Annotated in this window: 25 protein-coding genes and 2 tRNA genes; 15 read left to right on the forward strand and 12 right to left on the reverse strand. The window is 37.4% G+C overall.

What is annotated here, in order from left to right:
* The first annotated feature begins 192 nt into the window (after positions 1 to 192).
* Positions 193 to 996: an A1S_2505 family phage non-structural protein gene (locus IEV17_RS02895; RefSeq protein ID WP_004663088.1), complete on the forward strand. Its 804-nt coding sequence runs from the start codon at positions 193 to 195 to the stop codon at positions 994 to 996.
* Between the two features lie 322 nt (positions 997 to 1318).
* Positions 1319 to 2656, forward strand: coding sequence for a CmpA/NrtA family ABC transporter substrate-binding protein (locus IEV17_RS02900; RefSeq protein ID WP_004663090.1), 1338 nt, complete (start codon positions 1319 to 1321; stop codon positions 2654 to 2656).
* A 104-nt stretch (positions 2657 to 2760) separates the two neighbouring features.
* On the opposite strand, the gene IEV17_RS02905 is transcribed toward IEV17_RS02900, so the two are convergent.
* Positions 2761 to 2940: a hypothetical protein gene (locus IEV17_RS02905; RefSeq protein ID WP_004663092.1), complete on the reverse strand. Its 180-nt coding sequence runs from the start codon at positions 2938 to 2940 to the stop codon at positions 2761 to 2763.
* Between the two features lie 214 nt (positions 2941 to 3154).
* Here IEV17_RS02905 and IEV17_RS02910 point away from each other — a divergent pair, with 214 nt between their 5' ends.
* Positions 3155 to 4390 carry a pyridoxal phosphate-dependent aminotransferase gene (locus IEV17_RS02910; protein WP_004663094.1) on the forward strand — a complete coding sequence of 412 codons (1236 nt, stop codon included), beginning with the start codon at positions 3155 to 3157 and terminating at the stop codon, positions 4388 to 4390.
* Between the two features lie 69 nt (positions 4391 to 4459).
* Here the strand turns inward: IEV17_RS02910 and IEV17_RS02915 are convergent, their stop codons facing one another.
* On the reverse strand, positions 4460 to 4879 hold the full coding sequence (locus IEV17_RS02915) for a GFA family protein (protein ID WP_004663095.1): 420 nt from the start codon (positions 4877 to 4879) through the stop codon (positions 4460 to 4462).
* Between the two features lie 255 nt (positions 4880 to 5134).
* On the reverse strand, positions 5135 to 5566 hold the full coding sequence (locus IEV17_RS02920) for a hypothetical protein (RefSeq protein ID WP_034601815.1): 432 nt from the start codon (positions 5564 to 5566) through the stop codon (positions 5135 to 5137).
* Positions 5567 to 5801: 235 nt separating this feature from the next.
* Between IEV17_RS02920 and IEV17_RS02925 the strand changes: the two genes are divergently transcribed.
* From IEV17_RS02925 to IEV17_RS02935, 3 genes are all read left to right on the forward strand, one after another.
* Positions 5802 to 5877 (forward strand) — tRNA-Asn (locus tag IEV17_RS02925).
* A gap of 200 nt (positions 5878 to 6077) precedes the next feature.
* Positions 6078 to 6153: transfer RNA gene (locus IEV17_RS02930), tRNA-Asn, on the forward strand.
* A 58-nt stretch (positions 6154 to 6211) separates the two neighbouring features.
* Positions 6212 to 6652: a DUF2726 domain-containing protein gene (locus IEV17_RS02935; RefSeq protein ID WP_004663099.1), complete on the forward strand. Its 441-nt coding sequence runs from the start codon at positions 6212 to 6214 to the stop codon at positions 6650 to 6652.
* Between the two features lie 21 nt (positions 6653 to 6673).
* On the opposite strand, the gene IEV17_RS02940 is transcribed toward IEV17_RS02935, so the two are convergent.
* The 5 genes from IEV17_RS02940 to glnA all read right to left on the reverse strand — a co-directional run bounded on the left by IEV17_RS02940 (position 6674) and on the right by glnA (position 11281).
* The gene (locus IEV17_RS02940; RefSeq protein WP_004663100.1) at positions 6674 to 6880 is read right to left on the reverse strand and encodes a hypothetical protein; all 207 of its coding nucleotides are present in this window, start codon (positions 6878 to 6880) and stop codon (positions 6674 to 6676) included.
* 97 nt (positions 6881 to 6977) lie between these two features.
* Positions 6978 to 8243: an alpha/beta hydrolase family protein gene (locus IEV17_RS02945; protein WP_004663102.1), complete on the reverse strand. Its 1266-nt coding sequence runs from the start codon at positions 8241 to 8243 to the stop codon at positions 6978 to 6980.
* Between the two features lie 108 nt (positions 8244 to 8351).
* Positions 8352 to 9233, reverse strand: coding sequence for a 4-hydroxybenzoate octaprenyltransferase (gene ubiA / locus IEV17_RS02950; RefSeq protein WP_004663104.1), 882 nt, complete (start codon positions 9231 to 9233; stop codon positions 8352 to 8354).
* Between the two features lie 15 nt (positions 9234 to 9248).
* Entirely contained in the window at positions 9249 to 9740 is a 492-nt protein-coding gene (locus IEV17_RS02955) for a chorismate--pyruvate lyase family protein (protein ID WP_004663105.1), read from the reverse strand.
* Between the two features lie 125 nt (positions 9741 to 9865).
* On the reverse strand, positions 9866 to 11281 hold the full coding sequence (glnA, locus tag IEV17_RS02960; protein WP_171062418.1) for a type I glutamate--ammonia ligase: 1416 nt from the start codon (positions 11279 to 11281) through the stop codon (positions 9866 to 9868).
* Between the two features lie 624 nt (positions 11282 to 11905).
* Here glnA and IEV17_RS02965 point away from each other — a divergent pair.
* The 8 genes from IEV17_RS02965 to IEV17_RS03000 all read left to right on the forward strand — a co-directional run bounded on the left by IEV17_RS02965 (position 11906) and on the right by IEV17_RS03000 (position 18989).
* On the forward strand, positions 11906 to 12490 hold the full coding sequence (locus tag IEV17_RS02965) for an aminodeoxychorismate/anthranilate synthase component II (RefSeq protein ID WP_004663108.1): 585 nt from the start codon (positions 11906 to 11908) through the stop codon (positions 12488 to 12490).
* A gap of 349 nt (positions 12491 to 12839) precedes the next feature.
* Positions 12840 to 14198, forward strand: coding sequence for an L-cystine transporter (locus tag IEV17_RS02970; RefSeq protein ID WP_004663109.1), 1359 nt, complete (start codon positions 12840 to 12842; stop codon positions 14196 to 14198).
* A 259-nt stretch (positions 14199 to 14457) separates the two neighbouring features.
* Positions 14458 to 15507 carry an anthranilate phosphoribosyltransferase gene (gene trpD / locus IEV17_RS02975; protein WP_034601818.1) on the forward strand — a complete coding sequence of 350 codons (1050 nt, stop codon included), beginning with the start codon at positions 14458 to 14460 and terminating at the stop codon, positions 15505 to 15507.
* A gap of 9 nt (positions 15508 to 15516) precedes the next feature.
* On the forward strand, positions 15517 to 16323 hold the full coding sequence (gene trpC, locus IEV17_RS02980; protein ID WP_004663111.1) for an indole-3-glycerol phosphate synthase TrpC: 807 nt from the start codon (positions 15517 to 15519) through the stop codon (positions 16321 to 16323).
* A 266-nt stretch (positions 16324 to 16589) separates the two neighbouring features.
* A complete protein-coding gene (locus IEV17_RS02985) occupies positions 16590 to 16925 on the forward strand; it encodes a hypothetical protein (protein ID WP_004663112.1) in 336 nt (111 codons plus the stop codon).
* A 357-nt stretch (positions 16926 to 17282) separates the two neighbouring features.
* Positions 17283 to 17972, forward strand: a complete 690-nt coding sequence (locus IEV17_RS02990; protein ID WP_004663113.1) for a Smr/MutS family protein — start codon at positions 17283 to 17285, stop codon at positions 17970 to 17972.
* 90 nt (positions 17973 to 18062) lie between these two features.
* The gene (gene folE, locus IEV17_RS02995) at positions 18063 to 18611 is read left to right on the forward strand and encodes a GTP cyclohydrolase I FolE (RefSeq protein WP_171062451.1); all 549 of its coding nucleotides are present in this window, start codon (positions 18063 to 18065) and stop codon (positions 18609 to 18611) included.
* A gap of 15 nt (positions 18612 to 18626) precedes the next feature.
* Positions 18627 to 18989 (forward strand): cupin domain-containing protein, encoded by a 363-nt coding sequence (locus IEV17_RS03000; protein WP_004663116.1) that lies wholly within the window; start codon positions 18627 to 18629, stop codon positions 18987 to 18989.
* A 36-nt stretch (positions 18990 to 19025) separates the two neighbouring features.
* Here IEV17_RS03000 and IEV17_RS03005 read toward each other — a convergent pair whose 3' ends face one another.
* From IEV17_RS03005 to hemE, 4 genes are all read right to left on the reverse strand, one after another.
* Entirely contained in the window at positions 19026 to 20906 is a 1881-nt protein-coding gene (locus tag IEV17_RS03005) for an Lnb N-terminal periplasmic domain-containing protein (RefSeq protein ID WP_004663117.1), read from the reverse strand.
* A 79-nt stretch (positions 20907 to 20985) separates the two neighbouring features.
* On the reverse strand, positions 20986 to 21456 hold the full coding sequence (locus tag IEV17_RS03010) for a DUF3015 family protein (protein WP_004663119.1): 471 nt from the start codon (positions 21454 to 21456) through the stop codon (positions 20986 to 20988).
* A gap of 186 nt (positions 21457 to 21642) precedes the next feature.
* The gene (locus IEV17_RS03015) at positions 21643 to 22437 is read right to left on the reverse strand and encodes a DUF817 domain-containing protein (RefSeq protein WP_004663121.1); all 795 of its coding nucleotides are present in this window, start codon (positions 22435 to 22437) and stop codon (positions 21643 to 21645) included.
* Positions 22438 to 22479: 42 nt separating this feature from the next.
* Positions 22480 to 23553, reverse strand: a complete 1074-nt coding sequence (gene hemE / locus IEV17_RS03020) for a uroporphyrinogen decarboxylase (RefSeq protein ID WP_004663123.1) — start codon at positions 23551 to 23553, stop codon at positions 22480 to 22482.
* Positions 23554 to 23752: 199 nt separating this feature from the next.
* On the opposite strand from hemE, the gene IEV17_RS03025 reads away from it, so the two are divergent.
* Positions 23753 to 24955, forward strand: a complete 1203-nt coding sequence (locus IEV17_RS03025; protein WP_004663125.1) for a L,D-transpeptidase family protein — start codon at positions 23753 to 23755, stop codon at positions 24953 to 24955.
* The last annotated feature ends 17 nt before the right edge of the window (positions 24956 to 24972 follow it).

Here is a 24972-nt window from a genome sequence, read left to right on the forward strand (position 1 = left end):
AACTCATAGCTAAAACTTGTTTCAATGCGGCCCCCTATCCTTTTAAGTTCCATCTACAATAAAATTGCTCGTGTCATCAAGTAAAATAAAAGCAGCATCAAGAAATAACGATAAGAAAAATCTAAAGCACTATTGACCCCTTATTCAATCGGTTGCAACATGAGATCAATATACATTTGAATGATAAAAAATATGTCTTATCAATATCACGATGAAACTATTGTCACTGAACTTCCTGAAGACACCGTATTTGTTTTTGGTAGTAATTTAGCTGGAATACATGATAGTGGCGCAGCACGTGTCGCGGCACAACATTTCGCAGCAGTTAACGGTGTCGGACGAGGTTGGGCTGGGCAAAGTTTTGCTATTCCAACATTAAATGAACATATCCAGCAAATGCCACTTTCTCAAATTGAACACTATGTCGATGATTTTAAAATTTATGCAAAAAATCATCCCAAAGTGAAATATTTTTTAACTGCATTGGGCTGTGGTATCGCAGGATATAAAGTCTCTGAGATTGCACCTTTATTCAAAGGAATTCATTCGAATGTGATTTTTCCAGAATCTTTTCGACCTTACATCGAAGATGATGCTGTTTCGCAATTTCCAGATCTGACTGCCCAAATGGTTCATAGTTTTATTTGCGATGAAGTCATTTTTTATTTTAATCATGGATATGAATCTTTTGAGGAAGCTCTAGAACAAACAAAATTAAGCCCGTCAGAAAAAGCCATCGCGTTAATAGTGCTTAATGAAGAACTTTATCCGCGTGATCGTTATGGAAGAGGTCGTGAACATGAAATTAACGATATATTGGCCAAATTGAATGGGAAAATATTTGATTTTCATGACAATTCTGAAGGTCCAATGATCTTTGTTAGTGCAATTATTGCATTAATGGAACTTTATGATTTTGATGAACAAGACTTTATTGCATTATGGCAGGGCAAAAGCATTATTAAGCATCCCGTTCATCGCACGCTAAAACAATAATTACATTATAAATTTAAGGATCATATTTCATGTCTCAAAGAGAAATATGATCCTATTGATCGTATCAGTTTAACTACTGTAATATAATAATACAGAACAAACATAATCATTTGATTTTTATTTATAAATTTTAAATTAACACCATCTAAATATTCGTCAAAATAACAATATTTAGGTAAACGCTTAAATCGGAATAGTCCTTCAAAGTTACAAAAAGTAACATGATGGTATGCTTATTGCTTTGAATATCCTGAAGTTTTTTAATGACGGGGGAAATTCGGTGAAAAGTATATATTTTAGTAAAGCATGCATGATTTGTTATATGACCAGCGGAGTTTTGTTATTCACTGGCTGTCATCCATCCCCTGCCTCTGATACCAACAATATTGCACCATCCACATCTGAGAAAACCTCACTTAAAATCGGTTTTATTAAATTAACAGATATGGCTCCCTTAGCAATCGCTGCAGAAAAAGGTTTTTTTAAAGATGAAGGGCTACAAGTTCAACTTGAGGCTCAACCAAATTGGAAAGTTTTATATGAGCGTGTACAAAAAGGCGATTTAGATGGGGCTCATATGTTAGCAGCGATGCCGCTTGCCTCTATGACGACAACAAGTGATGTACAAATTATCAGCCCATTTACCATGTCCTACAATGGCGCAGGTATAACTGTTTCGAATGCTATTTGGACGGAGATGAAAAAGAATATTCCATTAGAGAATGATAAACCTAAACACCCTATTAGCGCGTCCACGCTAAAACCAATCGTGGATCAATACAAACAACAAAAGAAACCTTTTAATTTAGGTATGACCTTTCCGACAGGCACACATAATTACATGCTTCGCTATTGGTTAGCAGCTGGCGGTATCAACCCCGGTAGATATGATCCCAATAAAAATGATTTCAGCGGTAATATTGACGCAGATGTAAATCTCTCTGTTGTACCACCACCAGAGATGATGGCAAATATGGTTGCGGGAACAACCTTAGGATATGCTGTGGGCGAACCTTGGAATCAAAAGGCAGTAAAAAAAGGCTTCGGTGTTCCAGTCATTACTTCAGATGTATTGTGGGAAAACGGCGCAGATAAAGTCTTTGGGGTCACAGGTACATTTGCTGAAAAAAATCCAAATACTACGATCAAAGTCGTTAAAGCACTCATTCGCGCATCTCATTGGTTAGATGAAAATGATCATATTCATCGTAGAGAGGCAGCTAAACTCATCGCTCAAACAAATTATGTTGGTGTCGATGAAGATATTATTGCCAATAGCATGACGGGTGTTTTTGAATATGAAAAAGGTGATATTCGCCCTCTCAAGTCTTTTAATACGTTTTTTACAGGGCAATATGGCATTCCCTACTATTCAGATGCAATCTGGTGGTTAACTCAAATGCGTCGCTGGGGTCAAATTCCTGAAACTAAACCTGATCATTGGTATCTTGAAATTGCACAAAAAACCTATCGTCCAGATATTTACACGGCTGCCGCAAATAGCTTGATTGCTGAAGGAAAAATGAAGCGAGAGCAATTCCCAAATCTTGCGACGGCAACATTTATAAAAGTGCCACAGACCAGCCGATTAGACGGCATCTTGTTTGATGCCAATAAACCAACCGCATTTTTAGCAGCATTTAAAATTGGCAATAAATAATTAATCAAATAAGAAAGCCAATGATAGATTTTATCAACCTATCATTGGCTTTCTTAATCAATTCATTTTTTAGATATTCACTATATTAGAACATCCATCAAAAATCATCGTTTTCCCATCGAACGACGAGTACCACGCGGTGGCATCCAAGTACGATCTGCATATTGCTCAGGTTTTGGGCGCACCTGATTATGCGTAGCATCCTCACAATCATCCTGAGTAGATGGCATAGGGAAAGGTAATTTGACTAAAGCTTTCTTGGCTTTAGGTTGTTGCGCAGTCATTGAAATTCTCTCGAAATTTAAATTTCTAGCGCCTATTGTAATAGATTTTTATTATTTTGCTAAAAATAAAATATGTAAAAAAGTACTGTACGATCTAAACCTATAATTTGGTAACTTTTTATTCAATCAAGGTAAGTTTCAGCCACAAATAAATCGATTTAAGCTAAAATGATCTGCTTTTTTATTTTCTAATCCCATAAGAAGGAATAATGCCGTGGACGTACGTCTCTCTGATCGTGTCAATGCCATCAAACCGTCCCCTACACTTGCAGTAACCAACAAAGCTGCTGAGCTTAAAGCTGCTGGTAAAAACGTGATTGGTTTAGGTGCAGGCGAACCAGACTTTGATACCCCTCAACATATCAAAGATGCTGCAATTGAAGCGATTAATAAAGGCTTTACAAAATACACAGCTGTAGACGGTACTCCGAGCTTAAAAAAAGCAATTATCGCAAAATTAAAACGTGATAATAACTTAGACTACCAACCTAATCAGATTTTAGTATCTTGTGGTGGTAAACAAAGTTTCTTTAACTTGGCACTTGCTTTGTTAAACAAGGGTGATGAAGTAATCATTCCTGCACCATTCTGGGTAAGCTATCCAGATATGGTGATTATTGCTGAAGGTACGCCTGTTATTGTGAAATGTGGTGAAGAACAACGCTTCAAAATCACACCAGAACAATTGGAAGCTGCTATTACACCAAATACACGTTTACTTGTATTAAACAGTCCTTCTAACCCAACAGGTATGATTTATACCAAAGCTGAATTAGAAGCTTTGGCTGAGGTACTTCGTCGTCATCCACAAGTATTAATTGCTTCTGACGACATGTATGAACCAATTCGTTGGGAAGATGAGTTCTATAACATCGCAACAATTGCATCTGACTTATATGATCGTACAATTGTCCTTAACGGCGTATCAAAAGCATATGCAATGACAGGTTGGCGTATTGGTTATGCTGCTGGTCCAGCAAAACTCATTGGTGCGATGAAAAATATTCAATCTCAATCGACATCTAACCCAACTTCAATTTCTCAAGTTGCGGCAGAAGCGGCATTGAACGGTCCGCAAGATGTATTAAAACCAATGATTGAAGCGTTTAAACGCCGTCATGACCTTGTGGTAAATGGCTTAAATGAAATCAACGGTATTTCTTGTTTGCCTGCTGATGGCGCATTCTATGCCTATGCTAATATCCGTCCATTAATTCGTGCCAAAGGATTAAAATCTTGCACAGAATTCTCTGAATGGTTGCTTGAAGAAACTGGTGTAGCTGTTGTACCCGGTGACGCTTTTGGTTTAGGTGGTTTTATGCGTATTTCTTATGCAACTGCTGATGATGTATTAGTTGATGCTTTAGCGCGTATTAAAAAAGCAGCAGACTCAATTGATGGTGTTGATGCCGCAATTGCTTCGATTGCAGCAGAAAAAGCCGCTCAATAATCTGAGTTGCGATAAAAAGAAGCTTCTTAATGAAGCTTCTTTTTTTGTCTTTATGAATCAACTAAAAATTTATTCTTTTGCTTCTGCATTAAATAAAGCAACTACATCAGCTTCAGTCATCTTCTTCGTTGCATTTTGAAATGCGTAAAACTCAGGCTTACTATCAATATAGATTTCCAAATCAAAATTCAAATCTTGAGGTGACTCATTCAATACAAAAGCATTAATATTGCAATAATTCTGATCTTTAGTCCGCCAAAACAAATTTGTGCCACAAGCATTACAGAACCCACGCTCGCCCCAAGCTGATGAATTATAGATAGAGAGATAGTCTTGTTTTAAAAATTTTAAGCTGCCCTGTTTCACATCAATCGTCATAATCACACCACTGGTCTGTCGACGACAAATTGAGCAGTGACAGGCATGTACGTTATGATTGCTTAATTCAACTTCAAATGTGGTTTCACCACAAACACATTGTCCTTTCATTATAAATTTACCTTTTACTCAAAATTGTTATCAATTAATTTTAGAATAGAATAAAACAAAGATTGAATTTAATAATTTCTGCAACACAATTTTATGTTCATAAGATACTTCAAAAATAATCTATTTCTTTTACTTCATACACATCAGCTTGATTTAGATTGATACAAAAATAAGGGCGATAATATTAAAAAATCATACAGTGACATATATATACGCCCCTTAATTTTATGCTGTAGATTTATGCTTACTATGACTTCATGCAATCGCTTTATTTCCATGAAAGTTTTTTGGTCGTGAGCATAAGTGACTAAAAACAGCATATTGCCAAATACTCTTCACTTGCACAGCTACAATTTTATTTTCTGCAACTGACCAAGCCAGTGCCGTATTTGCACCCAAAATAAGCTCACCACCAAGCTGAAATAAGTACAAAGGCAAATGCTCATTCACCGTTAATACATTTTTCTGCGTCAAAATATTTTTAGCGTTTTGGATTTTCCATTTATCACCAAACCAAAGTTGCAATAAATCGCCTAGAAATAAAGCTTGTTGCTTAAATGGAAATGTATTCAAAAAGCAGTTTTCAACTGATGTGTAATACTGCTCAGGATCTTGAATGATTTCAAGATAATGATCTTGATAAAAAGATAAATTTGAAAAAATAGATTGAATGCTAAGAATAGTCATTTTGACCTCCGATTTAGCCATTTTAGTGCTGGCAAGTTGGGTTAAATCCACACTGTCTAGATAAGAATCTAGAAAATTTTCTGTTTCGAATCTAACAACAGCCTGATCAAAGTTCAAGTTATTTTTCCGATTTCGCCATAATTGTGCAAATAAGAAGCATACAGTGAAAAAATGAAAGAAACATGACACTTTTAGCTTGACCGATTTTAAAAGCTGCCTATAATGGCATTCAGATTCTCCCATAGCTCAGTCGGTAGAGCGACGGACTGTTAATCCGCAGGTCCCTGGTTCGAGCCCAGGTGGGAGAGCCAAATTCAAAGAAGCCTATATCCAATACGATATAGGCTTTTTTATTGACCAAAATTCATCCTAACTCCTACTAAAAACAAAGTATCCTATCCATTAAATTTATAAAAATGCTGATAAAAAGTACAATCAAATCAATATTTAATTTTTTTATTATTCAGCTCTTGACCATACCTCTATTCATGCATAGAATGCCTATCCAGATTCTCCCATAGCTCAGTCGGTAGAGCGACGGACTGTTAATCCGCAGGTCCCTGGTTCGAGCCCAGGTGGGAGAGCCAAGATTCTAAAAACCCACTCTTATTGAGTGGGTTTTTTATTCATGTATTGATAATAAATATGTTTGCATCTAATCAGATTATCTTCTTGCTTATTGGCTTGATTAGCACAGTATTACTTTTAATTAGTTGCTTACGTTCTTTTCTACCCCAGCAGAAGTTTTTTGCTCGCCCTGTTATTACCACATTTGAATCAAAGATGTTCACGAGGCTACAACAGGCATTCCCTAACAATCACATCCTTACACAAGTCGCTTTCAGTGCTTTAATTACCAGCGATCATTATAAAATTCGTAGTCAATTCAATCGCAAAGTGACTGATTTCGTGATCTTAGACCAAGAAATGAATGTATTAGCAATCATCGAACTTGATGATCCAAGTCATATTGGAAAAGAATTAGAAGACAAAAAACGCGATCAAATGCTTTTAGAAGCAGGATACAAAGTGCATCGCTACACTCAAATTCCATCTGTAAAACAATTACAGATAGATATTCGATAAATCAAATTTTCTAATTAAGGATTATTCAGACTTAATTGCTGATTCAGCATTTTTCTGTTTTTCAAATTTCTTTGCAATTTCTGCATGTTGTTGATCATATTTTTTCTTGGTTTCCGCATCACTTTTTGCAGCTAGGAAAGCCATTCCTACAATAAAGATCGGGATGAGTAACCCCAAACCCATTAATAACCAAGGTACTGACTTCTTTTCAGTAGATTGTTGACTCATAAATGATCCAGATTTCAATAACACAACTCATCTTAATGTAACAATATAACAAAAAAGAGCCTCTATGAAGAGACTCTTTTTTGAATAGAAAAATAAGTTATTGTGCTGGCATGTAAACTTTAACAAAATCCCTTAACTGGCCAGTTTGTGTTGCGTAAAGAATTGCACCAGTATGTGAACCATTAACTACAGGAGCACTCGCACTTGGTTGAATTGGAACAGGAAGCAGACTAACATTTGTACCTGCTTTTGACATCTTATCATACAGATCGTAGGTCACTGTGTAAGGTACATTGGTATCATAAACCCCTTGAACGATCAAAATTGGTTTATTCAGTTTTTTCGTCGTTGGTTGGCTATAATCACTAAGGAACTTCTTTACAACCTCATCTGTTTCGAATTCTTGTCGATTGATTCCTGGATATTCCATAACTTTCTTGTCAGGATTCGCTACCATAAAGGCTTGAATATCTTTGCTGTACTCATCCTGAATTTCATCCAAACATTCAGTTTTTGCTAAATCAGCAATCGCCTTAGCCTTAGTACTACCAAACATATCTTGATAATTAAAAGTTGGCTCATAAGCTGTAATTCCAACCCCAGCCAATGCAGCATAAGAGAGTAATGTTGCATAGGTTTCAATAGCAACAGACTGCGGCAGGCCATTAATTGCAGCAGGTGCAACATTTAGAATAATTTCACCCAAGCTTGATGCTGGTGCACCAGCAACTGCACCTTTATAACTTGGATCTGCATTTGCATATTCAGCGACACCTAATGAAGCCTGCCCGCCCTGTGATTGACCTACAGACATCCAGGCACCATTTAGCTTGGTGCCATAATGCTCTTTAGCTGCTTTTACTGCATAGATTGCAGATTTGGCCTCACTTGGCAAGTTCAGATAAGGATGCTCACCCTCGCCTCCCAACCCTTCATAGTCAGGTGCCACAATTATATACCCCTGACCCAATAACTCCTTAGCAATAAAGTCATTAAATCGATCACCTAATCCTGCATTGCTTGGTGCACACTTATCAGCCCCACCTAGTGTTCCATGAGTCCAGACAATCATTCGATAACCATCTTTAGGTGGAGCAATAGTTGGAAAATAGACAAGAGCTGAGGTTTCAACAGTCTTACCCAAAACATTTGGCATTTTATATTTAATGACTTTAACCGAACTAGCTTCAGCCACATCTTTCAAAGTGTCTGCTTCATTCACATAAGCTGTTTCTGAAACATAAGATGATGGTGTAGAGGGTTGTGAATTATTATCACTACCACCGCCGCCATTATTACATGCGGTTAAGAATAATGAAGCTGTTAACGTAGAAATTACTAAAGTAATATTAGACCGTTTCATAAAATATCCTTTTAGTCTTTGTCTTTTTTATACATGATGCTACATGCCATTCTATTAAGGCATAAAAAAAGTGCCCTGCATAGGACACTTTTCTATTAATTCATTATTTCAGCAAATGAATTTCAAAAAAATTCCCAGAAAAATTATCATTCCCACCCAACGATTGTGACGGAATGCCCAAAAACAAATCTGTGGTTCTCGATCTTTAGTTTTATATGCCTGATAAACAAAATCCCCTGCAACAACAAGTAATGCAATCATTCCAAACGGTATAAAAATATGTTGCAGATACAAAGCCGAGCCAATTAATAACAAGCTAATGAACTGTAATAAACCAATTATCTGTATATCGTAATTACCAAATAAAATTGCGGTAGATTTCACACCAATTTTCAAATCATATTCACGATCAGTAATTGCATATTGTGTATCATAAGCTACCGTCCAAGCCAAATTACCAAAATATAAAAGCCAACAGGTTAAATCTGGCGTTTGCCCAACCGCAGTGTATGCCATCGGAATTGACCATGAAAAAGCAGCACCTAAAAACACTTGTGGTAAATTGGTAAAGCGTTTCATAAAGGGATAAATAAACGCTAAAAATAATGCACCAAATGACCAATAAAGGGTTTCGATCGGCAGGAAAAATAGCAACATAGCACTTGCAGTAACTAAAGCTAAAAATACAAAAACAGCCTCGCGAGCACGAATTATACCTGTAGCTAAAGGGCGTGTTTTTGTACGTTCAACATGCGCATCAACTTTACGGTCAGCAAAATCATTGATCGCACAGCCTGCTGCACGCATAAAAATAACACCCAAAATCATAAGCAATAATATCTTAAGATCTGGTATCCCTTTTGCAGCAATCCACAAAGCCCACATAGTCGGCCAAAAAACCAATTCTGTACCGATTGGCTTATCAAAGCGGCATAAATAATAATAGGCTTCTAAACGTTGTCGCCAAGTCGTATGTTGCACTGTTTCCATGATGAATCCTTAGAGTCAATGCTGTTGAATAAACTGCTCAAATGCTGGGAGAAAAGTCTCTTGCACGATAAATTTACAACCATGCCAAGTATAACAACTTTGTCTGGTCCAACCTTCTTCTAGATAAATAACCCTTCTTTCACAAGCTGGATTAGTTCGTTGAAATAAAAACCAACCGATTGGCTTATTACGGATATGCCGAAATAATCGAGCTTTCTTGTGTAAGCTTAGAATTGGAAAAATACTTTTTGCTTTGACCCAAGCCTGCGCCTGATTACCATATAGATTCGTTTCACGTACCCATGCAATATGGTGTGCTGGCATTTGCATCCATTGGCTATCGTTAAAAGTGAGTCGTTGAAACTGTTCATTGAGACGCTCGACATGAAATGCCCCCTCACCCAAATCAGTCAATTGCTGAGTGAGAGAACCAGATGCATACAACCATTTTTTTAATTCAGCTGGGATCTCTCGCCCCTTAATTCTGTTTGGTCGTAAATTTCGCATGCTTGGCTCACTAAAAACATCGCAACTAGTTTACATGAATTTCTTTGGAAAAAGCGTATGACTTTCAATTGAATCAAAAACATAAAAAAAGCTCGCCGAAGCGAGCTTTTTCAGAGTCTAATGTATTACAGGCTGTAGTACATATCAAATTCAACTGGGTGAGTAGTCGTATTAAGACGACGTACATCTTCAGTTTTAAGTTCGATATATGCATCAAGCATTTCTTTAGTGAATACGCCGCCTTTTAATAAGAACTCGTGATCCGCTTCAAGTGCAGCAATTGCCATTTCTAAGTTATGAGCAACTGTTGGGATTTTTGCTTCTTCTTCAGGAGGAAGGTCATACAAGTTCTTGTCAGCAGCTTCACCTGGATGGATCTTGTTCTGGATACCATCAAGACCAGCCATTAACAATGCAGCAAAACCTAAGTATGGGTTCATTAATGGATCTGGGAAACGTGCTTCGATACGCTTGCCTTTAGGGCTAGAAACGTAAGGAATACGGATAGAAGCAGAACGGTTACGTGCTGAGTAAGCAAGCATAATCGGAGCTTCGTAGTGTGGAACTAAACGCTTATAAGAGTTTGTACCTGGGTTCGTGATTGCATTCAATGCACGAGCGTGCTTGATGATACCACCAATGAAGAATAATGCCATTTCAGATAAACCAGCATATTCATCACCAGCAAACAAGTTCTTGCCATCTTTAGAGATAGACATATGAACGTGCATACCAGAACCGTTATCACCTACCATTGGCTTAGGCATAAATGTCGCTGTTTTGCCATATTGATGAGCAACGTTCCAAACTGCATATTTGAACTGCTGAACTTCGTCCGCTTTACGAACCATAGTGTTGAAGCTCACACCAATTTCTAATTGGCAAGAAGCAACTTCGTGGTGATGTACTTCTACACGACCAGGACCCATGATATCTTCGATACGTGCACACATTTCAGCACGCATGTCTTGATGAGAGTCAACTGGAGGAACTGGGAAATAACCGCCTTTAACACGTGGACGGTGACCAGAGTTACCAGCTTCATAGTCTTTACCAGTAGACCATGCAGCTTCTTCAGCGATCAATGTGTGGCGTGCGCCAGACATATCGATGTCCCATTTAACTTCGTCAAAAACGAAGAATTCTGGTTCTGGACCAAAGAATGCAGTATCGCCGATACCAGTAGATTTTAAATATTCTTCAGCACGACGAGCAATCGAACGTGGGTCACGCTCGTAACCTTGACCAGTAGATGGCTCGATTACGTCACAAGTTACAACAACTGTTGGCTCAGCAAAGAACGGGTCAAGAAAACCTGTTTCAGCATCTGGACGTAAGATCATGTCAGAAGCTTCAATGCCTTTCCAACCAGCGATTGAAGAACCATCAAACATTTTACCGTCTTCAAATGTATCTTCATCAATTGTGTCAGCTGGGTAAGTTACGTGTTGCTCTTTACCCTTAGTATCAGTAAAGCGAAAATCGACCCATTTTGCGCCACTTTCTTTGATGAGTTGAAGGACCTTGTTCGCCATGCTCATTTGCTCCAATGAAATTTTTATGCACTTGTTAAGTGCGTGTTAGTTGTTGATATATAATTAGCAATTATCATACCAACAATTTTAAAGCATACCTAAAACATTGAAATTCTTTGCAGAAAAAATGCTTTAAGCTCCATGTCCTATGTCCACTATAATGTTTGCTTTCACAAATGCACCATATTTAAACATTCCGATCTCAGCTCGTCCCCAAAATAGACATAACGAACCAAAGTGGTGCAAAACATATAACAGAGAACTAATGTAGTGCAATTTACACTATCATGAGTTAGCATAAATTCGCTTTTTATATCATTCTTTTGAACTTCATTCCAATCAATTCATTTAGACTTTTGGTTCACTTTGTATATTTTTATTCAAACCTTTAAATTTATGAAGTTTATTCTGATTTTTAAACACGATTTCTATCATAATTAATCAAAGCCAACTAAACATCGGGTAATTGAAATATTCAACATTGATCATTTGTTTTTGTTATGATTATTCTTCTCTATTTTTAACATATTCCTTTAAGCTTCAATAAATCCTAAAGAAATATAACTTTAGAATAGAGTAATCACATTAACAGCTCAATAAAGCAATTATTTTTCAAAAGGTTATAAAGTCATGCTTCTAATGATCGACAACTATGACTCATTTACTTACAACATCGTCCAGTATTTTGGCGAGTTGAATCAAGAAGTAAAAGTCGTTCGTAATGATCAAGTGACATTAGAGGACATTGAACGATGGCAGCCAAAATACTTGGTTATAGGTCCTGGCCCATGCTCACCAAGTGAAGCAGGAATTTCTATTCCTGCAATTAACCATTTTGCAGGTAAAATTCCTTTATTGGGTGTCTGTCTTGGACATCAAGCGATTGGACAGGCATTTGGTGGCAAGATTATCCGCGCTAAAACGGTGATGCATGGTCGTTTATCTGATATGCACCACAGTGACAAAGGAATTTTTAGTCACTTACCTTCCCCGTTTGCTGCTACACGTTACCACTCATTGGTAATTGAGCAAGAAACGTTGCCAGAATGTCTAGAGGTGACGTGCTGGACGAACCAAACAGATGGTACAATTGAAGAAATTATGGGCGTGAAACATAAAACACTTCCTGTTGAAGGTGTTCAGTTCCATCCCGAATCTATTTTGAGCGAACATGGCCATCAAATTTTTAAAAACTTCTTAGATATTTACGCTTAATTACTAAGTTTTATTTAAAAACAGCTTATTTGTATTAATAAGCTGTTTTTATTTTGAACATATAAAATCACTATATAATTCATACATACTGATTAATTTTTCAGCATTAAAATCAAAACTTAAAGATTTAATTCAAAGCAAATCATTCTTTTTAAAAAATTAAAATATTTTTCATGTATTTCAGAAGAAGGAATTCATCATCATTTTTTTCAGTTCTGGAATTCCTTTTTAATTTTTTAGATTAAGTATAGTCATAGGAATGATTAAGCTTCATGGGTGCTGAATGATAGAATCTGAATCATTATTTTCTAGAGATCTCCCCCTGAAATATCAATCAGGATAACCTATTGTGAATATCTTAGTTTTATTGAATATTATTGTTTTTCTCTTGCTGATCGCAGGATTGTTTTTTAGCTACCGACAAGATTGGAGTCTTTCTAAAAAAGTACTGATCGGTATGATCGTAGGTATTATTTATGGTTTAGGTCTTAAAGCGATTTACAGCGACAGTGCAATTATTGAACAATCTGTTGCATGGTTCAATCTTATCGGTAATGGTTATGTTCAACTTTTACAAATGGTGATCATGCCACTTATTTTTATCTCCATTTTAAGTGCGGTCGTCAAACTCCATCAAACCACCTCATTAGGTAAAATCAGCGTATTTGTTATTGGTATTTTACTGGTTACCACAGCAATTGCGGCTTTTGTCGGAATTAGTATTACTAACTTATTTGGTTTAACTGCCGAGGGCTTAGTTCAAGGCACCAAAGAAACTGCGCGCCTTGCTGCAATTCAAAGCGATTACATTGGTCAAGTCACGAACCTAGATATACCTAAATTACTTCTCTCTTTGTTACCACAAAACCCTTTTGCAGATTTAACAGGTATACGACCAACATCGATCATTAGTGTCGTGATCTTCTCAGCTTTTTTAGGCGTTGCAGCATTAAAACTGATGGATAAAGACCCGATCAATGGTAAGAGAATTCGACATGGCATCGAAGCATTACAAGCCTTGATTATTGGCTTAGTGCGTTTAGTGATGCAATTTACGCCTTATGGTGTATTAGCATTAATGGCGAAAATGGTCGCAACTGCAAACCTTGCTGACATTGTTAAATTAGGTGAGTTTCTAGTTGCTTCTTATCTCGGTCTTGCTGTTATGTTTATTGTACATGGGCTAATTTTGTTATTTGTTCGTGTCAACCCCATTGAGTTTTTCAAAAAAGTTTTTCCTGTACTTACTTTTGCATTTACAAGCCGCTCAAGTGCAGCAAGTATTCCTCTCAACATTGAAACACAACATAAACAATTAGGTGTTCCAGAAGGCATCGCCAGTTTTTCAGCATCATTTGGAGCAACAATAGGTCAAAATGGTTGTGCTGGTTTATACCCAGCTATGCTTGCGGTTATGGTAGCGCCTACAGCAGGAATTAATCCTCTTGATCCTTTATGGATAGCGCAACTGGTAACAATCGTTACACTGAGTTCAATCGGTGTCGCAGGTGTTGGTGGCGGTGCAACTTTTGCTGCTTTAATTGTATTACCAGCAATGGGATTACCAGTTACTTTAGTGGCTTTGCTGATTTCGATTGAACCGTTGATTGATATGGGCCGTACGGCTTTAAATGTAAATGGCTCCATGACTGCTGGTGTGGCAACAAGTCAAATACTTGGGCTTAGAAACAGCATCGATAACGATTGATCATATATTGTTTCAATCAAAGCCAGTCATTCGATTCGATGATTGGCTTTTGATTTTATACAGATCATGATTAGAAAAGATTAAAAACCACTCTACCTAGCTATTTAAATTAAAATCTAAGCACAAACATAAAACTGAGACTATTTTCTGCTAACATAGCCGATTAGCAAGTGAGCCATTTTTCACAAAACCAAGCCCTTCTTCTTTATTAACCAACTTCACTTAAGAATTTTAATCATTAATGCTGTAACTCATGACTATGAATATCCAACAGGCTCTTAATCACATTACCAAAAACATTCATCTTACCCAGCCACAAATGGAAGATGTCATGCGTAGCATTATGCAGGGCGAAGCAACTGATGCACAAATCGGTGCGCTGATGATGGGCTTGCGCATGAAAGGTGAAAGTATTGATGAAATCACTGCAGCAGCACGCATTATGCGTGAGTTTGCAATTAAAATTGATGTGAGTGATATTCCTCATCTGGTCGATATTGTCGGCACAGGTGGAGATGGTCAGAATTTATTTAACGTATCTACAGCTTCAAGTTTCGTTATAGCTGCTGCTGGTGCAACGATTGCCAAACATGGTAACCGTGGTGTGTCGAGTAAGTCAGGTTCATCCGATGTACTCGAACAAATGGGAATTCAGCTTGATTTAAATATGCAACAAACCGAACGCTGCATCCGTGAAATGGGTGTAGGTTTCCTATTTGCACCAAATCATCATAAAGCCATGCGTTATGCAGTTGCACCTCGTCGTGAGTTAGGTATTCGTAGTATTTTCAACTTACTTGGCCCATTAACGAATCCTGCTGGTGTGAATCGTTTTGTGATTGGGGTATTTTCAGATGAGTTATGCCGCCCTATCGCTGAAGTATTAAAGCAGTTGGGTGCAGTGCATGTACTGGTTGTACACTCTAAAGATGGTTTAGATGAGATCAGTCTTGCAGCACCAACAACAGTTGCTGAACTGAAAGATGGCGAAATTACTGAATGGACTTTGACACCAGATGATGTAGGTATTCCATCTCAAACCCTCACTGGTTTAGTGGTGAATAGTTCAGAAGAAAGCTTAAAGCTGATCAAAGATGCTTTAAGCCGAGATAAATCAGATATTGGTGAAAAAGCAGCAAACATGATTGCACTCAATGCTGGTGCAGGTATTTATGTTGCAGGTATCACCAAGACTTACAAGCAAGCAGTTGAGTTCGCTCAAGATATTCTTTATGGCGGACAAGCTTTAGAAAAAATGAGTATCTTGGCTGAATTTACCAAGACATTGAAACAATCTCAGGCAGACTAAGGACTTCTCATGATCGATATTCAAAATACCATTTTAGGTAAAATTGTTGACCGCAAACATGAGGAGCTTGCAACACGTTTAAAACAACGTAGTTTGCATGATGTAGAACAGTGGGCAAAAGAAGCAACACCTGTTCGTGGTTTTACCAAGGCTTTGCAACATAAACGTCCAGCCGTTATTGCTGAAATTAAAAAAGCGTCACCTTCTAAAGGTGTGATCCGAGCAGATTTCAATCCTGCTGAAATTGCACAGCAATATGAACAAGCAGGTGCTGCTTGCTTGTCTGTATTGACAGATGTGGATTTCTTCCAAGGTGCGGATGAAAATATTGCGATTGCACGTAATCACTGTGCCCTACCTGCGTTGCGCAAAGATTTCTTGGTTGATCCTTATAATGTTGTTGAAGCGCGTGCACTGCATGCCGATTGTATTTTATTGATTGTGGCATGTTTATCAGATCAACAGCTTGAAGAAATGTCGAAAACTGCATTTGAGCATCAGTTGGATGTGTTGGTCGAAGTACACGATGAATATGAGTTAGAGCGTGCGTTAAAGCTTTCTGAGCAATGTATTCTAGGTGTTAATAACCGCAATCTTAAAACCTTTGATGTAGATTTAAATACCTCATTACGTTTAAAGAAATTATTGCCTGCTTCTCGTGTTTTAGTCACAGAAAGTGGTATTGCAACTCCTGCTGATGTAGAAATGATGCAAACCAATGATATTCATACTTTCCTTGTTGGTGAAAGCTTTATGAAACAGCCGCGTCCAGATCAAGCATTTGCAGAATTGTTTGGAAAGCCTGAACAGGTTTGAGTTGTATCGTTAATAGATACCTTTCTTAAAGGTATTTTTTGATTGTTGAACAACTAAAATATTGACTAATAAAAGATAAAAAACTCGAAGTTAAAAGTCCAATTTTAATAATTGGACTTTTAACAAGAATGTAGAAACATAAAAAATAAATCACATAGAAATACAGTGTTTAAAATTTTAGAGCGACTAATAAACTAATACAAAATTTAATGATTGATTTTAATTTCTCTAACCTGTAGATTTTCTTTTTGAGTGGATTAGCAAAAATGACATTCCAATCTATATTCGAAAATTTTCAAGTTTTACCTAATGGAACAGATGCTTTTAAACAGCTTAAAGCTGAATGTAAGCAATCTATTAAGGATTCTAAAGACCAGCTCGACTACACTGCACTATTCTTCATTTATGGTTTTGCAAAAAATTACGTTTTACTTTACGAAGACCAAGCCATAAGTCCCGAATTTGCAAAGAAAGCAAAAGATCAATTACTAGGCTATATGCACGATCTAAATGAAGCATTAAAAAGCCAAGATACTTCTCTTATATTAAACACTCTTAATCAGATTTCAAAAAATTACATTGAAAGTTCAAAAATCTTTTGAAGACTGAATATTGATACCTTAAAAACCAATGAGAGGAATTTATCATTCCTCTTATTGGTTTTATGATCAATTCATAATATTATTAATTTTCAATTCATTAAATGATATTCGATAAAAATTCTATCTTAAATATATTTATATTGGAATATTCAAAATATTCGATATTCCCCACCTCCACTTATATGCAAAACAGATCCGGAGCAAATCGATTCGTTCAAATCAATTTAATATATTTCCCAGATTCATGTTTGTACTGCAAATGCTATACCGCACTCAATAGATTCAATTTAGTTCAAATCATTGCGGTTTCAGACTATAATTTTACCTTTCTCGTATCTTGCCTATTTTTCTAAACTTATGAGTAAACATGATTCATCGCTTTCTAAAGATCAGTTTAATTTACTGAAAGCCTTTAAAAAGCAAATCTCTAGCCCTCAATCTAATGCTATCGCAAAACAAGTTGAGGCAAAAAAAACTCAGGCTATCAATGAAGAGTTGGAAGATACTGAGCTTTTTAAAAAAGCCCTACTTGGGGTAAAACCTATCGACAATCAAAATATTGCCGATACAAAAATCACACGTCGCAAAAAAGTTGATGCCCAAACTTTAGCAAAACGCGCAGCAGCCGAAGGTGGTGCTGAGCAAGAGCTTACAGAAATTTCGGATACTCAAGCGATCTTAAATCCAGTGGCAAGCCAAGCGACTTTAAGCTATCGCATTGCAACCTTACAGCACAAAGTATTTGAAGACTTAAAAGCAGGTAAAACTCGTTGGTTTGAGGCAGTCGATTTACATGGCTGTACCGTTGAACAAGCCCGAGCAGCCGTTCTACAAATCATTCAAATGGCAAAAGATGAAAATCAAAATGTCATCAAAATTGTTCACGGTAAAGGACCTGAAGCCATTTTAAAAACCTATGTCAATGGCTGGCTTAGACAACATCGTGATGTACTTGCATTTGTCAGCGCACCTGAAAATCAAGGGGGTACTGGTGCTGTTTTAGTGCTCTTAAAACGTGCAGAAAAGAACCCAAAGCACAAACAATAATCGGCATTTGGTTCAAAATTAAGTTTTTGAGTCGTTTTCTGATACAATTCCCGTTTTGTTCAACCCACCTAAGTGAACATTGTTATGTCTATGCAGCAATCGTACGCAAATATTTTAACTGCCGTTGGGGAAGATCTAAATCGCCCAGGCTTAAAAGATACGCCTATGCGTGCGGCTAAAGCTTTTTCTTTTTTAACTTCTGGTTATAGCAAAACCCTTGAAGAAGTTACAAATAGTGCGGTTTTCCCATCCGATAACCACGAAATGGTATTGGTCAAAAATATTGAATTTTATTCGCTTTGTGAACATCACCTTCTCCCATTTTATGGTCGTGTCCATATTGCTTATTTACCTGAAGGTCAAGTTTTAGGTCTTTCTAAATTTGCGCGTATTACTGAAATGTTTGCACGTCGTTTGCAGATTCAAGAAAACTTGACTCAACAAATTGCCGAAACGGTTGCTGAAGTAACTCAAGCACGTGGTGTGGCTGTAGTGATCGATTCTGCTCATATGTGTATGATGATGCGTGGTGTTGGCAAGCAAGAATCAACGACACGTACGGTTTCTTTTGTTGGTGATTTTAAAACTGACAAAGATGCACGTCGTGAGTTCTTAAGTGCTGTTCCTGAAAGCTATTAAGCCGAGCAACCTAGAATGTCATCAGTTCAGTTAGCAGGTTTCGGCGATTTAATCGCCAATCAAGCAACTATTGATTACCCTCGCCCTGATCGTTTGGTGCGAGGTAATCCTGAACGTTTAACTTATAGTTTATACGAACATCCGCATATGGACTGCGGTATTTGGCAATGTGAAATTGGTGCTTGGAATATTCAATTCGCTGACAATAAACAAGAGTTTTTTCAAGTCATTGAAGGGATTGTCCGTATCCATGATGCAAAAACTCATTCTTTTATTGAAGTGACTGCTGGAAATGCAGGGATTATCCCACCCGCATTTGTCGGTACATTTGAAGTCATTGAAGCGGTTAAAAAATACTATGTCATCGTTGAAGTCTAGATACTGGAAATTAGCCTGATCCTAGTGATATCTTATCTAAAAAAACAGAACATAGCCTAAACCTACTTTATTCCAGTCTTTATGATCTTGTTGTTCAAAATCCCAATTAAGACGCAGAGCATGATTTGTATTCACACTATATTGTAGCTGTGTACCGACTCTTAAATTCCACTGACTCTGATCTTGCCAATACGGCAGTTCAACTTGCACCACACTATTAATATTATCAGACCATACGTTCATACAACCTACAGTCGGCCCAGCTCCAACGCGCCAACCTTTATCTAAATTTTTTCCACCTTGAATATGGCTTTGTAGTTGGGCATAACACAGATGTCGACGATCATAATCTGCCATGCTATAACCAACTTGCATATTTAGATTCATCACGCCATGTTGCACATCTTCACTAAACTGCCCATTTTCAATTGCTTCCTGTTTCCAACCTAGATTAAATCCCCAAGTTAACGGCGATTTAAAAGGTTGAACTGGATTATAAGAATTCACCGATAATAGATCTAACTGTTCGAGCTTGAGCTTGTCATCACGATATTGCAGACTACCATCTAAAAACAGTAATTGTGTGCCTGTGCGATAACCCCCTTGTGGATCAATCAAATCGTGATAGGCCTGACGATGACCCATCTCCACAAACTTTTGTCCTTGCACCTCACCCACATTCACTGACAAATTACGTGCATGATGCCCTTCTACAGGCTGCATTTTTGGACGTAAGGGTTCTTGGCGTTGCTTTTCAACTTCAATTTGACTTCTTTCAGCAAGAAGCTGCCTTAATTTTGGCTGAGCAATATTGGCATCAACTTGGCGGCTGATATATTGTAGATATAAATCATCGTAAGCCATTTCTAAAATCTTGGCCTGATCTTGCTGACTATATGTTTTTAGCGTGGATTGAACTTGATCCGTTTCAATAAAAGTAATTTGATGGGCAACTTTAGCCAAATCTGTACCATGTTGTTTGGCTTGTGAAAGTAGTTGAGTTTCCAATGCAGGACGATAGACCACTTCTTTAACTAAAGCTTGCTGATCAACAGCCTTTAAGGTTTCGATTGGAATTGCAGCGTAACTAAACTGCTGTTTTAGGTTTAAATCGGGACGTACTAAATCAATTAGACCTAATAAACGATAAGCACAATTATCACTGACGAAATAATATGGAAAACTCACATGCTGCATTTCCCAAATATGTTCAACTAAAAAACGAGTTTCTTCAGGTGTTAAATTGAGCTCATATTCCCATAGATCACGGCTTTCAAAATCACCATACTCTTTTACTTTACGATAATACGGCATTAGTGAATATTCACCGGGATACTGTCCTGTTAAGCCTTTCCATGCATAAGACCAGTTATCATCACCTTTCACTGTGGCAGCATAGTTCACTGCATAGGACACTAGATTGAGTTGCTTCTGATCTTTAGGGTCTAGGCGTAGCAAAGTATGCCCAAACATCGAACTCGGATTGCCCATAAAGTCAGTGGCATAAATCAACGTGGCTTTATGCGGCTTGATTTGATTGATCCAATCGTTAAATTCAACGCAATTTACTTTTGGAAGTTGTTGTACATCAATATTGAGTTGCTGCATCAACCAACGGCTACGTGCAGGAAACTTACAACGGATGGATTGGTTATCTGGGGCTTCACGAAACAAGGCTTTAATATCTGCTTGTAATTCGCTATTTAAATTTGTTTTTCCATCTTTGGCATAAAAATAACCAGCATAAGTAACTTCACTATTTTGTTTTTGATCAGCATACATCAAACGTTGCCATGTGGTTTGCTGATCTAATTGTTTTTGTTGAGCAAGGTCTAAATACTTTTGTAAATCAGATTCAACCGAGGCATATGTAAAATGACATATCAAAGACGTAAATACAAAAGTAGCTAATTTCATTCAATCGCAATTTTTTAAAATAATCAGAATAGGTATAAGAAAACCCTGCCATCAAGACAGGGTTTTATCGTGCAACAAATTAAACGTATGCTTTAAGCACAGCATCTTTTGCCATCACACTTTGTAAAGCATCTAAAACTTGAAGTGAGTTTGTATTTTTGCTTGAATAAATTTCAGCAAAGTTTGCTTTAGACACAGCAAAGAAGCGTGCTTTGTCGTTGGCTTTGATTTGCATTAATTCAGCAAGTACATTTAAACTTTCGCCTTGACCAACTGCCATATCACGCGCTAAAGACTCTGCATTTTCATTGGTAAATGTCACAACTTGAGCCGTTACCGTACCACCTTGGCGGCATCCTAAAGTACCGAACGTAATACCTAATAATTGGTTCGTAAAAATCCCATTGGTTGTTGCTGCAAGGATTTTAGGTGCAATACCTTTTTGACCTGCCCAAATTTGTGTACCAGCACCGCAACCAACATCATTATCAGCCATTGCAACACTTGAGCCAGCTGCTAGCAAAGCTGCTAATGCAATTTTTTTTAACATAAGAAATGTCTCCAGTCTCAATTATTTTTAACTATTTGTTATCACTATTGTGCTGTGTAATTGTTCTTACACAAGGATTAACATAACGAGGTTAAACTTTTTTAGCAAATAAATTTTGAAATATATATGAAATATTCATAACAAAAAGGAGCTCAATAAAAGCTCCATTTGCACGACTATAATCTTTTAGCACAATCGCCAAGATCCATTTTTATCCCGCACACCTAATATTTTTAAAACCAAGACTAAACTTAAAAGTAATAATAAATACCAAGAACCTAACTTGCCCCAACCCACCATATGCCAAGCATCAACTTGACTCGGATATAACCAGATTTTATAAAATGTACTAATGTTTTCTGCAATCCAGATCAAGAAGGCAAGCACCAATAGTACAGGTAACATCGGAACTTTAAACTGATGCTGTTGTAATTGAAAATAAAGTTTAGTCTTCCAAAAAATAATAATACTCCAAACAAATAAAACCATTCGATAGTCAGGAATAAAAAACTTGGTCATAAAATTAAGGTAAGACAAAACTGCTAAACACAGCATATTGCCAAAATTCGGCAAATTCTCGAATGAAACATTATAGAGTCGCAAAGACCGAGCAAAAAAACTACCCACTGCTGAATACATAAACCCTGCAAACAATGGCACAGTCAGTAATTTAAATATGGCTGGTTGAGGATATTGCCATGAGGCAATCGCTGGATGGGTCAAAAATATTTCCATTCCCATCGCCATGATATGGAATAAAGCAATCACTTTCGCTTCTGCCCACGACTCGAGCTTTAAATAAATCAGACAGGCTTGAATAATCAGTGCATAAAAGAACAAATAATCGTAACGAAAAAATCCCCAATATTCATGACTTCCCATCGGTGCGGTGACTGCAAATGCAATCAAAAGCAACAACCCAAATAAGGCAGCCGAAGCTGCCTTAAAGATAAAGTTGAGCGGTAATACAATCAACTGCACAAAACTGATCCTAGCGCGTTTACTTTGAAATGATTAAAAATATCAACCTAAATATTTAGCACTGTATTCATGAACAGTATCTACAAAAATCTTAGGCTGTGCTGGATCGACCCATTGGGTAATACCATGACCTAAGTTTGCGATATACCCTGTTTTTTCACCATTGGCATACGCATCATCCAACATCGCTTTCACAGATTTTTCAATTGAAGCAGCTGAACCATAAAGCACAGCAGGATCTAAATTCCCTTGTAAAGCAGCACGCCCTGCAACCACATCACGTGCAGTATAAAGCGGTGTAGTCCAATCTAGGCCAAACGCATCCGCACCTGTGGTCAACATTGTCTCCAACCATTGACCGCCACCTTTAGTGAAGACAATAATCGGAATACGTCGACCATCTTTTACACGTTGTAATCCTGCAATAATCTTGGTCATATAGTTCAGTGAGAATTCAACATATTCTCTATGCGCTAGCGCACCACCCCAGCTATCAAAAATTTGAATTGCTTGAGCGCCTGCATCAATTTGAGCATTCAGATAATCAATCACTGAATCAGCAAGATGATCAAGTAAAGCATGTAATACTTCTGGCTGTGCGTACATCATATTTTTTGTGAAACGAAATTCTTTGCTTGAACCACCTTCAATCATATAAGTCGCTAATGTCCAAGGACTACCAGAAAAACCAATTAAAGGAACTTGTCCATTTAAAGCAGATCGAATCGTTGAAACTGCATTCATGACATAAGCTAGATCTGATTTAGAATTTAGTTTAGGTAAATTCGCCACATCTTGTTCTGTGCGCACCGTTTTATGAAACTTTGGCCCTTCGCCTGTTTCAAAATACAAACCTAAACCTAAAGCATCAGGTATAGTCAAAATATCAGAAAATAAAATCGCAGCATCTAGCTCATAGCGGCGTAACGGTTGTAATGTTACTTCGCAGGCAAATTCAGTATTTTTACATAGAGATAAGAAATCGCCTGCCTGAGCACGAGTTTCACGATATTCTGGTAAATAACGCCCTGCTTGACGCATCATCCAAACGGGTGTGGTGTCTACAGGTTCACGTAATAAAGCTCGTAAAAAACGATCATTTTTCAACGTTGTCATTACCAATCTCTAAATTTTTTCATGTTGAGTGCATCATAGCAAAGTTAACCTCGAATTTATAATTGAAAACCCATACAACAAATCAGACTTCAACTATTTTTTTACTTGGACACAAAACTGCTACTGCAAGCTGTTCTATTTTCTGTAATACTTGCAATATCTTATATCTCAATATGAATAATTCTTAAGGTTGAATTACATGTTTGTTCGCTCATTACTCGCTATGAGTTTAAGTTGTATTCTTGCTAATGTTGCTTTTGCTGCCCCAACAACTGAGCAACCATTAAATCCAAAAAAAATCTCAGCTCCAGTTCAAGATCCTATTGACCCATTATCTATTGAACGTTCTGCTGCATCGAGTGTAGTTGCTCAACCAGCCTCAGGAGTGACAGCCCAAGCAGCTTCTGACCCACAAGTAGATACTGGAGCGGCTTCTGCGGTATCTCAAAAATTAGAAAATGCACCTGATACCACGACTACAACAGCGCCAGCTGTCAAAGTTTCATGGACTTTAGACAGTTTGAATACAGCTGACTGGTATGAAAATATTGGTAAAGGTCAATTTCCTGTATATGCACGTGCACATGTGATGTTGAACAATGCTCATGCCTCACCAGGTGCAATTGATGGCTCAAATGGTAAAAATACACTAAAAGCAATTGCTTCATTTCAACAAATGAATGGCCTTACACCAACAGGTCAATTGACTAAAGAAACTTGGGATGCTTTAGTCGCTCAACAAACTAAACCAACTTATGTTGAATACACGATCACGGATGCAGATTTAAAAGGTCCTTACGCAGATTCAATCCCTTCTGACTATGCATTACAAGCAAAAATGAAAGGTTTGTACTACACGCGTGTAACAGAGATGTTGGGCGAAAAGTTTCATATGGATGAAGGTTTCCTCAAAAAATTAAATCCAACTGCAACCTTTAAGAAAGCAGGTGAAAAAATCATTGTTGCGAATGTTCGCAATGATTTGCCAGAAGATATTCATTTAATTGTGGCACATAAAGGTGCTCGTCAACTTTATTTATTCAATAGTCGTAATCAAATGATCGCGTCATTTCCTGCGACAATTGGCAGTTCTGATACACCATCTCCAACGGGTACGTATAAGGTTGTAGGGGTAACTAAAAATCCATACTACAGTTATTCACCTTCAAATTTCGTTCAAGGCAATAACTTAAAACCTTTAATGCTACCACCAGGTCCAAATGCACCTGTAGGTAATATTTGGATCGGTTTAAGCAAACGATCTTTTGGGATTCATGGAACGCCAAATCCATCTTTGATCTCTAAGACGGCATCACATGGTTGTATTCGCTTAACCAACTGGGATGCGAATGACCTTGGTGGAAAAGTACGCTCTGGTGTTACCGTTAAATTCCTCGAATAATTTAGATTGTTCAATAA

It is taken from the genome of Acinetobacter modestus, assembly GCF_014636095.1.
GTDB classification, from domain to species: domain Bacteria; phylum Pseudomonadota; class Gammaproteobacteria; order Pseudomonadales; family Moraxellaceae; genus Acinetobacter; species Acinetobacter modestus.

Coding starts and splice junctions, on each gene's coding strand:
- IEV17_RS03005 (WP_004663117.1), bottom strand. CDS start 20,906: ATGAAATTAGCTACTTTTGTATTTACGTCTTTGATATGTCATTTTACA.
- trpD (WP_034601818.1), top strand. CDS start 14,458: ATGAATATCCAACAGGCTCTTAATCACATTACCAAAAACATTCATCTT.
- IEV17_RS02915 (WP_004663095.1), bottom strand. CDS start 4,879: ATGAAAGGACAATGTGTTTGTGGTGAAACCACATTTGAAGTTGAATTA.
- ubiA (WP_004663104.1), bottom strand. CDS start 9,233: ATGGAAACAGTGCAACATACGACTTGGCGACAACGTTTAGAAGCCTAT.
- IEV17_RS02940 (WP_004663100.1), bottom strand. CDS start 6,880: ATGAGTCAACAATCTACTGAAAAGAAGTCAGTACCTTGGTTATTAATG.
- IEV17_RS02955 (WP_004663105.1), bottom strand. CDS start 9,740: ATGCGAAATTTACGACCAAACAGAATTAAGGGGCGAGAGATCCCAGCT.
- IEV17_RS03025 (WP_004663125.1), top strand. CDS start 23,753: ATGTTTGTTCGCTCATTACTCGCTATGAGTTTAAGTTGTATTCTTGCT.
- hemE (WP_004663123.1), bottom strand. CDS start 23,553: ATGACAACGTTGAAAAATGATCGTTTTTTACGAGCTTTATTACGTGAA.
- IEV17_RS02920 (WP_034601815.1), bottom strand. CDS start 5,566: ATGACTATTCTTAGCATTCAATCTATTTTTTCAAATTTATCTTTTTAT.
- IEV17_RS02900 (WP_004663090.1), top strand. CDS start 1,319: ATGACCAGCGGAGTTTTGTTATTCACTGGCTGTCATCCATCCCCTGCC.
- IEV17_RS03010 (WP_004663119.1), bottom strand. CDS start 21,456: ATGTTAAAAAAAATTGCATTAGCAGCTTTGCTAGCAGCTGGCTCAAGT.
- IEV17_RS02945 (WP_004663102.1), bottom strand. CDS start 8,243: ATGAAACGGTCTAATATTACTTTAGTAATTTCTACGTTAACAGCTTCA.
- glnA (WP_171062418.1), bottom strand. CDS start 11,281: ATGAGCATGGCGAACAAGGTCCTTCAACTCATCAAAGAAAGTGGCGCA.
- IEV17_RS02985 (WP_004663112.1), top strand. CDS start 16,590: ATGACATTCCAATCTATATTCGAAAATTTTCAAGTTTTACCTAATGGA.
- IEV17_RS02895 (WP_004663088.1), top strand. CDS start 193: ATGTCTTATCAATATCACGATGAAACTATTGTCACTGAACTTCCTGAA.
- IEV17_RS02905 (WP_004663092.1), bottom strand. CDS start 2,940: ATGACTGCGCAACAACCTAAAGCCAAGAAAGCTTTAGTCAAATTACCT.
- IEV17_RS02935 (WP_004663099.1), top strand. CDS start 6,212: ATGTTTGCATCTAATCAGATTATCTTCTTGCTTATTGGCTTGATTAGC.
- folE (WP_171062451.1), top strand. CDS start 18,063: ATGCAGCAATCGTACGCAAATATTTTAACTGCCGTTGGGGAAGATCTA.
- trpC (WP_004663111.1), top strand. CDS start 15,517: ATGATCGATATTCAAAATACCATTTTAGGTAAAATTGTTGACCGCAAA.
- IEV17_RS02990 (WP_004663113.1), top strand. CDS start 17,283: ATGAGTAAACATGATTCATCGCTTTCTAAAGATCAGTTTAATTTACTG.
- IEV17_RS02965 (WP_004663108.1), top strand. CDS start 11,906: ATGCTTCTAATGATCGACAACTATGACTCATTTACTTACAACATCGTC.
- IEV17_RS03000 (WP_004663116.1), top strand. CDS start 18,627: ATGTCATCAGTTCAGTTAGCAGGTTTCGGCGATTTAATCGCCAATCAA.